The 12,324-nt window shown below is 43.5% G+C and carries 11 protein-coding genes; 7 read left to right on the top strand and 4 right to left on the bottom strand.

Going from position 1 to position 12,324, the window contains the following annotated elements:
- Positions 1 to 37: 37 nt before the first annotated feature.
- A complete protein-coding gene (locus tag ATG66_RS05605) occupies positions 38 to 283 on the bottom strand; it encodes a DUF3297 family protein (RefSeq protein WP_098414364.1) in 246 nt (81 codons plus the stop codon).
- A 372-nt stretch (positions 284 to 655) separates the two neighbouring features.
- On the opposite strand from ATG66_RS05605, the gene ATG66_RS05600 reads away from it, so the two are divergent.
- The 3 genes from ATG66_RS05600 (at position 656) to ATG66_RS05590 (ending at position 2,487) form a co-directional block, all read left to right on the top strand.
- Positions 656 to 1,105: a DUF302 domain-containing protein gene (locus tag ATG66_RS05600; protein WP_098414363.1), complete on the top strand. Its 450-nt coding sequence runs from the start codon at positions 656 to 658 to the stop codon at positions 1,103 to 1,105.
- A 478-nt stretch (positions 1,106 to 1,583) separates the two neighbouring features.
- Entirely contained in the window at positions 1,584 to 1,796 is a 213-nt protein-coding gene (gene cspE / locus ATG66_RS05595; protein ID WP_098414362.1) for a transcription antiterminator/RNA stability regulator CspE, read from the top strand.
- Positions 1,797 to 2,277: 481 nt separating this feature from the next.
- A complete protein-coding gene (locus ATG66_RS05590; RefSeq protein ID WP_098414361.1) occupies positions 2,278 to 2,487 on the top strand; it encodes a hypothetical protein in 210 nt (69 codons plus the stop codon).
- Between the two features lie 253 nt (positions 2,488 to 2,740).
- Here ATG66_RS05590 and ATG66_RS05585 read toward each other — a convergent pair whose 3' ends face one another.
- The 3 genes from ATG66_RS05585 to glgX form a co-directional block, all read right to left on the bottom strand.
- Complete coding sequence (locus tag ATG66_RS05585) at positions 2,741 to 3,925, bottom strand: multidrug effflux MFS transporter (protein ID WP_098414360.1); 1,185 nt, start codon at positions 3,923 to 3,925, stop codon at positions 2,741 to 2,743.
- Positions 3,922 to 4,566 (bottom strand): recombinase family protein, encoded by a 645-nt coding sequence (locus tag ATG66_RS05580; protein ID WP_098414359.1) that lies wholly within the window; start codon positions 4,564 to 4,566, stop codon positions 3,922 to 3,924. Before ATG66_RS05580 ends, ATG66_RS05585 begins: the two co-directional genes overlap by 4 nt.
- 305 nt (positions 4,567 to 4,871) lie before the next feature.
- Positions 4,872 to 6,839, bottom strand: a complete 1,968-nt coding sequence (glgX, locus tag ATG66_RS05575; RefSeq protein ID WP_098414358.1) for a glycogen debranching protein GlgX — start codon at positions 6,837 to 6,839, stop codon at positions 4,872 to 4,874.
- Positions 6,840 to 7,286: 447 nt separating this feature from the next.
- Between glgX and ATG66_RS05570 the strand changes: the two genes are divergently transcribed.
- The 4 genes from ATG66_RS05570 (at position 7,287) to ATG66_RS05555 (ending at position 12,012) form a co-directional block, all read left to right on the top strand.
- Entirely contained in the window at positions 7,287 to 8,549 is a 1,263-nt protein-coding gene (locus tag ATG66_RS05570; RefSeq protein WP_098414357.1) for a maltoporin, read from the top strand.
- A 101-nt stretch (positions 8,550 to 8,650) separates the two neighbouring features.
- Positions 8,651 to 9,460, top strand: a complete 810-nt coding sequence (locus ATG66_RS05565; protein ID WP_098414356.1) for a MalM family protein — start codon at positions 8,651 to 8,653, stop codon at positions 9,458 to 9,460.
- Positions 9,461 to 9,777: 317 nt separating this feature from the next.
- Positions 9,778 to 10,284, top strand: a complete 507-nt coding sequence (locus ATG66_RS05560) for a glycosidase (protein ID WP_098414355.1) — start codon at positions 9,778 to 9,780, stop codon at positions 10,282 to 10,284.
- A gap of 120 nt (positions 10,285 to 10,404) precedes the next feature.
- On the top strand, positions 10,405 to 12,012 hold the full coding sequence (locus ATG66_RS05555) for an alpha-amylase family glycosyl hydrolase (protein ID WP_098414354.1): 1,608 nt from the start codon (positions 10,405 to 10,407) through the stop codon (positions 12,010 to 12,012).
- Positions 12,013 to 12,324 lie beyond the last annotated feature (312 nt).

Below are 12,324 nucleotides of genomic sequence, written 5' to 3'. Positions count from 1 at the left end.
GACTCGAGCTTGTAGCGTTGGATTCTGTGTGGTCAACTTACACGTAGTACGCTGATACTTCGCCTTTTAGTTTGATAAGCATTGGGTTACCGAAACGGTCTTTAGCTTTAGGAGACGCGATTTTTACCCAACCTTCACTGATACAGTACTCTTCTACGTCTGTACGTTCTTTGCCGTTTAATTGGATACCGATTTGGTGCTCAAAGCATTCTTTTACAAAAAATGGGCTACGTGAGTTACCCGCTAGGCGATCTGGTAGGGTTGGCTTTACAGTGTCGTTCATTTTATAACCTGATTCCGTAACAAAAGTGCGCCATTGTAGACAGTGCGCGACTACTGTTCAAGGAATCTTAGAAGGCGTAATGGGGAAGCATTTTGAGATTAGGAAAAAGTAAACGCATTTTAACTTGTACAATAAAAGATTAGTCAGAACGTGCTTGCAGGCTTAAGACGTTTTACTTGCTGTAAATGAAGTGGTGGCTGCTTTTCTCTTTCCCAGTTAAATGGGTCGAAAATATTACGTATTTCACGCTTTATTAATCTGAACCAATTAATTCGTATTGTTCAACTCTGATTTAGATTGCGGTCATGTAATTCGCGGTAGCAGAAATTCGCTTCTATAGTTTTCTATCAAAGAGAGAGTAAGGAGTGGCAAATGATAAAAGTGATCATCATGGGGTTGATAACAGCGTTGGTATCTGTGAGCGCGCTTGCAGGTGAGGGCGTGATAAAGATAGCGAGTATGCATACAGTAAAGGACACGGCGGATAAGTTTGTTGCCATCGCGCAAGAAAAAGGTTTGAACGTATTTACTCGTATCAACCATCAAGAGAATGCCGCGAAAGTGGATATGACGTTAAGGCCAACCGAAGTCATTGTGTTTGGTAATCCGAAAGTGGGCACACCACTGATGCTCTGTGCGCAAGGAGTAGCGCTCGATTTGCCGCAGAAGGTGTTGGTGTATGAAGATGTTGATGGAAAAACTTGGCTGGCATACAACGATCCGATGTACTTGAAGCAGCGTCATCATATTAAAGGATGTGATCAGGTATTGAGCAAAGTTCGTGGTGTGTTGGGTAAGGTAACGAGCGCTGCGGCGAAGTAACCTCTATGAGTTGGGCTTAAACGAGGACGTTTTTAGAAATAGTGGAATATCGCTGACTCATGGAAAAGTCTTGATTATTCCACTCATGCGCGCCCACGCTTACGGTAAAACTATGTAGACACCAATCAATATCGATGATTGCGATGTGTTGTTCGTTCTGGCGTACAACTCTAACCAACGGCGGAAGTGGTTTGTGTGCGTACTGGGGCTTGGTCAAATGCGATGGAAGTACTCAGAAAAGCGCCAAAGTAAAATAAATTAAAATAATCCTTTACTTATGGTTATTAAAAGACGATTATAATACTCGCTCTGTTGTTCAGAGTTATTAAATGATACATCAAGTCGTCAAAGTAAAACCCTCAGAATTTCCTCGTTGTAATCCTTAGTGTTTCCCCTTAACTTCATAGATACATTAAATAATTCAAGCTTCTAGTGCAAAATTTAGCTATTTAATTTTATTAATTATAAGGGACACTACATGTCTAACAAAACAACTGGTTCTGTAAAATGGTTTAACGAAACTAAAGGTTTCGGTTTTCTTACTCAAGACAATGGCGGTGCTGACGTATTCGTTCATTTCAATGCTATTGCATCTGAAGGCTTTAAAACTCTAACAGAAGGTCAAAAAGTGACTTTCGAAGTAGAGCAAGGTCAAAAAGGTCTTCAAGCTTCAAATGTTGTAGCTGCATAAGATTTAAAGTAGGCGCAAGTGGTATATTTACCACTTGCGCCACTTCTTTCTGCGTGAAAACTATTTATAACACTCTTCGAAAATCTCCAACATTTCCTAATGCCTCTTGTGTATTTGTCGTTAAGTTTCTGATTTAATTCGTTTCATTATAAATAAAACCTACTTAATCTCATTGTATATAAACGTTAAGTATTATTTTCGCTTTTATACTGGTGAGGTGTAATTTAGACAACGTTATGTCACGTTAGCTGAATTGAAACGATTACCTTCACAACATAAATACCCACAAATAAGTATAAATCAAAAAATAGAGATGTGATTAAATTTCAGCGGTAAAGATATAGTGCTGACATTACTGTTGCCGAACCTAGAATTCAGTGATTTTTCGATTTCGAATTGGATGGTGCAAATAGCCTGTCTAAGAATGTTGTTATAGCGATATAGTTTATTTATCTTAAAAGATGTTAAAAGAGGAACAAAAATGAAGAAGAATAAAAAACAGGAAAAACTTCGACAAAAAGCGTGGAAAAATGGCGGTGAAGCAAGATTCGCACAGATGGTGAAAGAATATCATAATGCTAAAGAAAACTTAGCTTCCATGCCAGAAGGTACTGCTGAGTATACTAAACAAAAAAAACACTGTGACTCTTTGTTTGCCAATGCCGAACGTTTCTTTACCAACAACCAATAAATCTACTATTTATTGATTATCAGTAGAAAACCTAACGTTGTCGCATAAATCGTATATATAACTCAGCCCTAAGTGAGCTTTCTCATTGCTTTTATTATGATGTAAGCCTCACCTTCCCTCTACTTTCACTTTGATATTCCCTCCTCAACTTAATTGATTTTTTGATGAAAAATCCCTGCTTATCAAAATTTTCTGTTTTACTATCAAGTCTTTCCCTACGCCGTTTCTGATCACTAACTTGTTGTGATTAATACTATTGCTCAGCAGGCTCCTCTGCATCAAAACCGCCTAAGATATTGCTAAGCGTAACCGCCGTAAATACCACAATTACTATCGATAGATGCCACGCTTGACTCAAGCCCAATTGCACCAGCGTCAAACTCACCAGTGATGACACCACCATTTGTCCACCACCAGACATGGCCGCTGCCGCACCAGCTCGTTTCTTGTATGGCTGCATCACCATGGTTTGAGCACAAGGGAGAGCAATGCCGTTGCCTAGGATCATCAATAGTTGCCCTAACATTAAATACAACGGCTCAAGTGGGCAGAAAAATAACCATAACGCAGCGCTAATGTGTAAAACCGGAGTACAGAGTAGCATTCTCTTATTGCCGATAATCGGTCTAACTCGGTTACAAATCGTTGTGCCGCCTAACATCCCAAGAGCAGGAATTAACGCCCACATCGCGTACTGGTCAGAAGTCATACCGATTTGGTCTTGCATAATGAACGGCATAACGGACACTGTTGTGATCATCAAGCTGAAATTTAACCAACTGATGCTAGCAAAGCTCATGAAGTAACGTGAGGTGAGTAAATCACGATATTGACGGAGCATACGGCGGGGGGAAGGAATCGCTGAACGGTGTGAGATGGTTTCTGTAAAACGAAAGGCGATGATCAACCAGGCAAGTGCCACGTAGCCGAGCAGTGATATAAACACCATACTCCAGCCGAAATGGAAGTTAATAAAGCCACCTATTACCGGGGCGATGAGAGGCGTAATTGACGCAGCCATGGCGATGTATGACATGGCAACCGGTAGGTCATTACCACTAAACCGATCTCGAGTTGAGGCTCTGGCAAGTACTGCACAGCAACCGGTTCCTAAGCCTTGTAGGAAGCGTCCCCAAACCATCGCTGTGAAAGTTTGACTCCAGAAAATGATCATCAACAAGCCAGACATCGCGATAAGTAAACCTGTTAATAGGACTTTTTTACGACCTAACGCGTCAGATACGGGCCCATAAATGAATTGTGAAGGACCAAAACCAAGTAAGTAGATACTGACGAGCAACTGAGCTTGATCCAATGAAATAGAAAAGTCTTTCGCTATCCAGGGAAGAGAAGGCATGACAAGGCCCATGCTCAACTGACCGACGCTGATAATCAGACAGGCGAGTAAGATAGAACGAAAGTTAATCGGGTGACTCATGATGGGTCACCATCGGCATGTCCCTTTTGTCTGCGTGTTCTGAGGCAGCCTTCATCATCTACGTCATGCAACTTTGCTTTAACTCGCTTCACGGTAGAGAGGCTAACGTCACATTGTTGTGCGACACTTTGCAACGTGTAGCCCTCCAGTAGCATTGTTGCAATATGTTGATGTTTGGTCTTGTTTGCTGGGCGGCCACGAAACTTTTTCTTCCACACTTCTGGTTGTTGCTTTAGTGCTTTGCGCCCTTGTTCGGCCGCAAACAAACGGTGTTGAGTTTGTATTTGTCCGTATCCAGATAGCAAAGTAAGTAGGGTCTGGGTTTGAATCGAATTAGGTTCAAACGTCAGTGGTTCGCACACGGTTGTGAGTGTTACGCCCTTATCCAATAGGCTTTTAATCGTCTTACGTGCTTGGCTAAAGTCACGACTAAACACGGTTAACCACCACATCACGATGGTATCGCCAGTTTCAACGGTATTCATCAACCGTTGAAAGGCCTCTCGCTCAGAGGGGGGGATACAGCCACGCACTTGATCCTCGAAATGCTGTGCGTCAGGCACGAAAGCTTGCAAAGCAGCAAGGTGTTCTTGATAAGCTCGATTATGCGGGGAATAACGCGTGTAGAGATAGGTGGTCATCGTGCTTCTCTTTGGTTTGGTTCATATACTGTAATGGCTCATAAATATACAGAGGTTCATTCATGCTTACAACACCAAATGCGCCAAAAAGAACAATGCATGCCTTATCTTCACATTGAGAGGAATAAAAAGTCAGTCAGAAAGTTGCTGGCTTGCTACATAAAGCGAGTGGTAGGATCTTCATACTATTCGTTGCTCGATGCTTTTGAGCCCTAAGAGCGAGCATCAGATAAGAGATGTAACGTAGACAAGGCGTTAAACCCGATGCAGTGGATCTACATCGGGTTCTTGGCCTTAAAGAATCATCATTCGTTGGGATTTGGCTGGTAATGCAAAATCATCATCGAAGTTGGTGAGAGCAATACTTCGCCCTCTGCATGACCTGGGTTTAAGTTGCGCACGTTAGTATCACAGATCGTTACCCACTCCTGATGGTGCTCACTTGGTAATTTAAAGCGCGCGGTCGCGTTAGTTTGGTTGATGAGGTACACCAATTCTTGCCCGTTTTTGCCAATCCCAAGATGAAGCGCCACAGAGCTTAAACGGTTCCAGTCATCATGCTCCATGAGGCTCCCGTCGGAACGACGCCAGAAAATACGGTTGTTGTTTCGGTTCTCGCCGCTGAAAGCACGAATAAATGGCACCATGTATTGATTTCGGTTGGTGACCATTTGCGACATCCACGTTTTAAAGTGCTTTTTACGCTCCGTTTCCCCCCAGTTTAGCCAACTGGTCTCGTTATCCTGACAGTAGGCATTATTATTGCCACCTTGGGTGTGAGACAGTACATCCGCCGTGAGAATATGAGGAATACCAAAAGCAAACAGCAAACTGGCGATGAGGTTACGTTTTTGTTTTTCGCGCGTGGCGATGATCATTAGGTTTTCTGTCTCGCCTTCTACGCCGTAGTTCTCTGAACGGTTATCGCCATGCCCATCACGGTTTTCTTCGCCATTGGCTTCGTTGTGTTTGTGTTTGTAAGACACCAAATCTTGCAACGTGAAACCGTCATGATACGTAATGTAATTCACTGTCAATTTATATGGCCAATTAGCAGCGCTATAAATGTCGCGAGAGCCCATTAAACGAGTAGCAAATTCTTTTAAGTAACCTTGGTCACCACGCCAGAAACTGCGAGAAATATCACGCAGTTTGTCGTTACATTCATTCCAACCAAATGGAAAGTTTCCGACTTGATAGCCGTTTGGCCCAATATCCCACGGTTCGGCAATCAGCTTGGTTTCTCTCAGCACAGGGTCTTGAGCAACGGCTTTGAAGAATGCCGCCTCAGAATTGTAGTCATCTCCCTGACGGCCCAAAGTGGCGGCTAAATCGAAACGGAAACCATCGATTTTGAATTCGCTGACCCAATAACGCAACGTGTCCATTACGAGGTTTAAGGCGGGTTGGTAGGTCAGATCCACCGTGTTTCCGCAGCCAGTGTAATTGGCAAAGTGATTACCATGTTTAAGATAAAAACGACCATCAAGCGCCTTGAGGTTGAAAATTGTTGGTCCCTCCCCCCCTTCCGCGGTGTGGTTATACACAACATCGAGAATCACCTCGATACCGTGTTTGTGCAGTTCTCGAATCGTCGCTTTCAGCTCTGTAACGGCGTCTTTTTCTGCGTAACGCGGATCTGGCACCATGAAAAGGTAAGGGTTGTATCCCCAGTAATTAACCTTCTTCATTTCTAATAAGTGAGGTTCATACATACAGGCTGCGACAGGTAGCAATTGCAACGTGTTGATATTTTGCTGCTTATAAAAGGCCAGCATTTGAGGTGACACCAAGCCTAAATAACGACCTTTTAGTTTGTCTTCGACTTCCGGGTGTAACTGCGTGAGACCTTTTACATGAGTCTCAAATAACACCATTTCTTCTCTTGGGATACGGGGATGAACCGTATCTTGCCAGTCAAAATTATCCTCGATGACAATGCATTTCGGCATATCAAAGCTTTTCGCTGGAGAATAAGGAGGATGATAATGGAGAGCTTTATCGATCGACTTTGCATAAGGATCGGAAATCAATAATGGCTCCCCTTGATGAGAAACAAGGTACGCGTATTTCTGTCCAGATTGGATATTCGGAATAAAAGTATGACGTATGCCTGCGTATTCGCTAGGCAAATCATGAAGCGTGTAACTGCCATCGTCGGCAAACAAGGCGAGTTTTATATCTTTGTTACCCGGTGCGTGAATAGAGAAGTTACAGCCTTCTTTATTGACGCTTGCACCCAAAGGGTAGGGGTGAGAGAGAAATCGTGTCATTAGAGATACTTTTATTTAATAATTTATTACTACCTTAGGAAACTATAAGTTAAAGACTTTGTCTTACTAAGGTCAACCACCTTAAATATAAAAATAGTCATGTAATTTAATTACTTTATATGACGGTTTAGCGTCAAAAATATGAAATGGCTATCACTTTGTAGCGGTCTAAAACCGAATAACTTACTAATTCCTCCCCAGATTGGTGATCTGACTCGAAAAAACACCATTCGGTAAACTTTCTACTCCTTTCTCATCCCCCCTAAATTAGTTTGGGGCGGAGGACGTCATCCTTGTGCGTCTCGGGTAATCTCAAAACTGTTGAAACAAACGGGGACTCGTTCCCATCTTACCTCTCTTCTTTAGGTGTGTTTTTACTGCCTATATTCACCTTGAGAGCGAGCAGGGAAGACAGAATTATAAATAATACCCTTAATGGAGTTAAGAATGAAAAAAGTAAGTGCAATTGCTGCTGCTGTGGCGGCAACGTTAGCTGCTGGTTCTGCGTTCGCAGTGGACTTTCACGGTTACATGCGTGCTGGCGTTGGCGTAAACGCTGACGGTGGCCAACAAATCGATTTTAAAAAGAATCAGATCGGTCGTTTGGGTAATGAAAGCGATGTTTATGGTGAGATTCAACTCGGTAAAGAAGTATACAACAACAACGGTAAAACGTTCTATGTAGACTCAATGGTAGCAATGACCTCTAACGGCTCTAACGACTGGGAGTCAACAGAAGATGATGACGCTAAATTTGCGCTGCGTCAGTTCAACGTTCAAGCTAAAGGCATTCTAGATTTCGCGCCAGAAGCGACTCTATGGGCAGGTAAACGTTTCTACCAACGTCACGACATCCATATCTCTGATTTCTACTACTGGGATATGTCCGGTGCAGGTGCTGGTATTGAGAACATCGAAGCTGGCCCAGGCAAACTATCTTTTGCATGGGTACGTAACGACCGCAATGATACTCCACCTTGGAATCCTGATGGTGATACACCAGATGAAGGTAACAATGGCGGAGCTGTAAACGTAAATACATTTGATGTGCGCTATGCTGGTCTTCCTGTATGGGAAAATGGCTCGCTTGAGCTTGGTGCGGCTTACGCAATGCTCAACGAGACAGACGATGCATCAGCTGGAGCAAAAGCAGCTCAAGATGGCGTTATGCTAACTGCTGAGCTAACTCAAGGTCTATCTTCTGGATTCAACAAAACGGCTATCCAGTACGGTACAGAAGGCTACTCGAAAACGATGGCATACTATGGTGGTGGTAACTGGTACGGCGCAGAAGCTGCTGATGGCGCTTCAGGTTACCGCCTAATCAACTGGGGTGTAATCGGCATGGGTGACAGCTGGGAAATGGGTCACCAACTAGTATACGCAGTAGGTGAGGATATGTGGAGTAGCATGGATAAGTTAGAGACCATGTCAGTTGTTGTTCGCCCTATGTACAAATGGGATGACAACCACAAAACTATCTTTGAAGCTGGTTACGGCTCAGATGACCAAGATGGTGCTACAGACTCATACACCAAGTTTACTGTTGCTCAAGCATGGTCTGCTGGCTCTAGCTTCTGGGCGCGTCCTGAAATCCGCGTTTACGCGTCTTACCTAACTGCAGATAAAGACGACAACTCAAACGCATTTGACGGCGGTCGTTCAGACGATACGTTCCAATTCGGTGTACAAGCGGAAGCTTGGTGGTAATCATCTAGCCACTAAGTCCTAAATTGTCCTAGAATGATACAGCCAGAAACTTATCTGGCTGTATTTATTTAAAAAACAATAAAGAGTCGAGGTAGACAGTAATGAAAAAATGGCTTGCTCCCGTACTGTTGGGCATGTTGGCGACTGGTTGTGCGTCCGTAGAACAAGTAGAGATGAGCCCAGAAGGTCAGCAACAAGTGATCACGCAATCGGGTGATATTCAATGGGTACCAATTGATGTACCTGTGGTTACTGAATTCGCTTTGACTGACAAAAGCCAAATGCTGTTGGATGGCAACAGTGCTGGCGCTATTGCAGCGTTTTCTCTTCCGGGCAATCGTGGCAGTCTCGATATCAAATTAGAGACATTCGTAAGTAAAGAACTTCAATTTTATGCTCCCAATGTTGCAGTGATGAACTCGGCGGGAGAAACTATTTACCAAGCAGATTTTTCAAAGTTTAAGTACGAGCCAGCTAAACTGTTGGACAACGATAAATTCGTACTTGATTTGAATGTTATTCCAGACATGACAGGTAATGACCTGCACGTATTGATTTACACGACTTCCTCTGATCTAAAAGGCAGTACGCAAGTTTTGCATCCTGCAAAAGCCTTCGCCATGGCGCGCCACACCCAGCCGCCAGATATTGCAGACCCACTAGCGAAACACAGCCCATTGGGTCAGTTCCGTTTGTCGGTATCCGCAAATGATATCGTGAATACCAAGATTGTTGCGAAAAACGACAACATACCTCAAGGTACGGAGCTCACTAGCTACTACCACAGCTCAATTAAAGCGGCCGTTGCTGAAAATAATATACCGAAAGCACTCACCTTGCTCGATGAAGCAAAAGAGCTAGGTATTGAAGACGCACAACAAGTGTTTGTGAAAGCCGTAAATAAAAAATAATTGAATATAAAAGGTCAGCAAAATGTTGGCCTTTTTCATAAAAAATAAACCAATAAAAATACCCCTACATAGAGTTACCTTATTCACATAACTATTTTTATTGCTTTGTTTTTTATATTTATTAGATCAATAATTAATGACTTTTCCTAACTTATGTTTTTATGCTTAGGAAATAAATAAAACTCTCGAAGTGATTTAAATTCGCAAGTCGAAGATATTTATTTAGTGTTCGATGTTTCCATGTTGTTCACGATTGATATTTTTATCAATCGTTGAGTTTATTTTGCTTTGGATATACTAAAAAGGAATTACGTGAAATGAACATGATGAAAACCTCTCTTGCTGCTGCCCTACTTGTTGCCTTAGTGGGTTGTCAATCGACGGCAGAACCAGAAGCCGCCGCCGAGCCCGTTGTGAATATGTCTCAAGACGAAGTGGTTGCTTTCATGAAAGCGTGTGACAACCCAGATAGTACGGCGAAAGGACCAATTTCTAAGCCTCTGTTTGTTGTGGGCACATTTGCTGATTCTGATTGGAAACATGTGCCACAACGTCAATATACGTATAAAGGCAATAATTTTTATCAAGTCGTGACGCAGGAAAAATCCGGTTCTTATAAAATGCAATATGCGACTGAATTGTGGTTCCCACAATTTACCGCAAAAGGTAATCGAATGAATGTTGGTGAATTAACGCCACTAACATTTGGTGGTTACGGTATTGATACTTCGGTTGATATTAAAGAAGAAGGGAAATATGTCTGGAGCCTTCAATTTGAAGGAAAAGGTAAACCGCTTCACGTCATGGTAAGTAAGTGCCAATAATATTCTATTCGGTTATTTAAAATCTGTTTTTATTTATTAACCCCTACATGGGATACATGTTGGGGTTAATTTTATTACTCAAATGTTTGTACGTAATTTGGGTAAGTTAGGGAGAATAAAATGCGTAACGTTCGACGTAACCATCGCCTGTATCGATCGCTGCTTGCGTTAAGTGTGATTGGGGCTTTATCTGCGTGTAATTCTTCTGGTGGTGATAGTAATAGCAGCACTCCGCTACCGGATACCAGTTATGCTTGCCAAGCCAATGTCATGGAGCAAAGCAACCAACTTCGCACTTATCAGATCATGGTAGAAAGTTTTGTCGATGGGGATTCGTCTATCGGCCACGGCACGGGCTATGGCACCAGTCATCACAGTGGAGACCTTCAAGGGATTATTGATTCACTTGATTATATTCAAGATTTAGGGATGAACGCGGTTTGGCTGACACCAGTTTTTGAATCAGAAGTGATAGATGGACAAGATCACTGGGCGGATCGTTTGGATGCCACCGGTTACTTTGCGACAGATTACTTTAAGATCGACCCAAAACTTGGTGATTTAGCGACCGCGAAAACTCTAGTCGAAGAAGCGCACAAACGCGGTTTGTACGTCTTCTTTGATGGCGTATTTGGTCATCACAAAGATGGCTTGATCAAACCCTCACCTTCCGGCTTGTTGCCTTCGGGATCGAGCAACCCCGTTGATTACCCGGCCAGTCTCGATTTCTACAAAGAAGTGGCGACCTATTGGGTCAAAGAACTCAAGATTGACGGCTGGCGTTTAGATCAAGCCTATCAAGTTCCGACAGACGCTTGGACGCAACTTCGCAAAGCCGTCGATGAAGCCTCGCAAAGTGTGACGTACATCAATCGTGAAGGCGCTCAAGTGAATCCGTTGGGTTACATGGTGGCAGAGGTTTGGAAAGGAGAGTCTGAGATCGCGAATGAGGCGTATGGCTCGAACAGCGATCCGGCATTGTGCTCTGCATTTGACTTCCCAATGCGCTATCGCATCGTAGAAACATTAGCCGTGAATGAGAGCAGCGTGGGTGGTCGAGGTGTAGATTGGCTGGACAACGGCTACAGCACACACAACCAATATCCAACGCATGCGCAGCCGAATTTGATGATCGGCAACCATGATTTAGTGCGCTTTGGTGACTTGTTGCAGCGCGGAAGCTTGGCGGATGTGAATGATGCCGAATATTGGCTGCGCCATAAAGCTGCGTTTGCCTTCCAGGCTGCGTATACCGGGCCAATCACGCTGTACTACGGCGATGAAATCGGGGATCAAGTGGATGGTTTTGCTGCAAAAGTAGACAACAGCACCTGCGCCATTCAAGGTTTTTGTGATGATCACGTGGCGCGCAGCAGTGCTAAAATTGAAGGCGTGACGGCGACACTTGATGCAAACCAAGCCGATCTCAAAGCCTACGTGAAATCTTTGATGACGATGCGGGACAAGCACCCGGCACTATATCAAGGCTCACGTACGAACTTGTTATCGAGCAATGGCACTTATGTGGACCTTAAAAAGTCGGATGATGAGCGAGTATTGTTTGCGCTCAACACCTTAAAAGGTGTGAGAACGGTGACTCTTTCAGAAGAGCGTATCGGTAGTGAGTTGGTAGACTTGCTCACGGACGAGAAAATAGTCCCAACGAATGGCCAATATCAGATCCCCATGTCGCCGCTACAAGGTCGATTTTTTGCTATAACGCCTTGACCTACTCATCTCAAGAGCTGATTACTGCGTTGAGTAACTGGCACTTCTAAGATATACAAACCAAGTGTTGTCGCTGTCCCCCCATCAGCGCTCACTTGGTTTTTTTATTCACGCTTCCTGTTTTGCATTGAGCTTTAATACCCTTAAGGCGATTGGTGAGACAACGTAGTGGTCAGTTATTGATTCAACCTTCACAACCTGTAACGGGAAAACAGCAACGAGCATGAGTTGTTACTTACACTCGCATGAACAGTGATGGCTTGATAATCCGTTGGGAATTGAAGAATGGTCAAACACGAGTGCCGTTTTAAA

Origin of the sequence: Vibrio sp. ES.051, assembly GCF_002563795.1 — a bacterium.
GTDB lineage: Bacteria > Pseudomonadota > Gammaproteobacteria > Enterobacterales > Vibrionaceae > Vibrio.
This window is presented reverse-complemented; position numbering and strand designations above follow the sequence as displayed.

Excerpts from the sequence above, each read along its gene's own strand:
- ATG66_RS05585 (WP_098414360.1), bottom strand. The coding sequence starts at position 3,925 with ATGAGTCACCCGATTAACTTTCGTTCTATCTTACTCGCCTGTCTGATT.
- cspE (WP_098414362.1), top strand. The coding sequence starts at position 1,584 with ATGTCTAACAAAACAACTGGTTCTGTAAAATGGTTTAACGAAACTAAA.
- ATG66_RS05605 (WP_098414364.1), bottom strand. The coding sequence starts at position 283 with ATGAACGACACTGTAAAGCCAACCCTACCAGATCGCCTAGCGGGTAAC.
- glgX (WP_098414358.1), bottom strand. The coding sequence starts at position 6,839 with ATGACACGATTTCTCTCTCACCCCTACCCTTTGGGTGCAAGCGTCAAT.
- ATG66_RS05600 (WP_098414363.1), top strand. The coding sequence starts at position 656 with ATGATAAAAGTGATCATCATGGGGTTGATAACAGCGTTGGTATCTGTG.
- ATG66_RS05580 (WP_098414359.1), bottom strand. The coding sequence starts at position 4,566 with ATGACCACCTATCTCTACACGCGTTATTCCCCGCATAATCGAGCTTAT.
- ATG66_RS05555 (WP_098414354.1), top strand. The coding sequence starts at position 10,405 with ATGCGTAACGTTCGACGTAACCATCGCCTGTATCGATCGCTGCTTGCG.
- ATG66_RS05570 (WP_098414357.1), top strand. The coding sequence starts at position 7,287 with ATGAAAAAAGTAAGTGCAATTGCTGCTGCTGTGGCGGCAACGTTAGCT.
- ATG66_RS05590 (WP_098414361.1), top strand. The coding sequence starts at position 2,278 with ATGAAGAAGAATAAAAAACAGGAAAAACTTCGACAAAAAGCGTGGAAA.
- ATG66_RS05565 (WP_098414356.1), top strand. The coding sequence starts at position 8,651 with ATGAAAAAATGGCTTGCTCCCGTACTGTTGGGCATGTTGGCGACTGGT.
- ATG66_RS05560 (WP_098414355.1), top strand. The coding sequence starts at position 9,778 with ATGAACATGATGAAAACCTCTCTTGCTGCTGCCCTACTTGTTGCCTTA.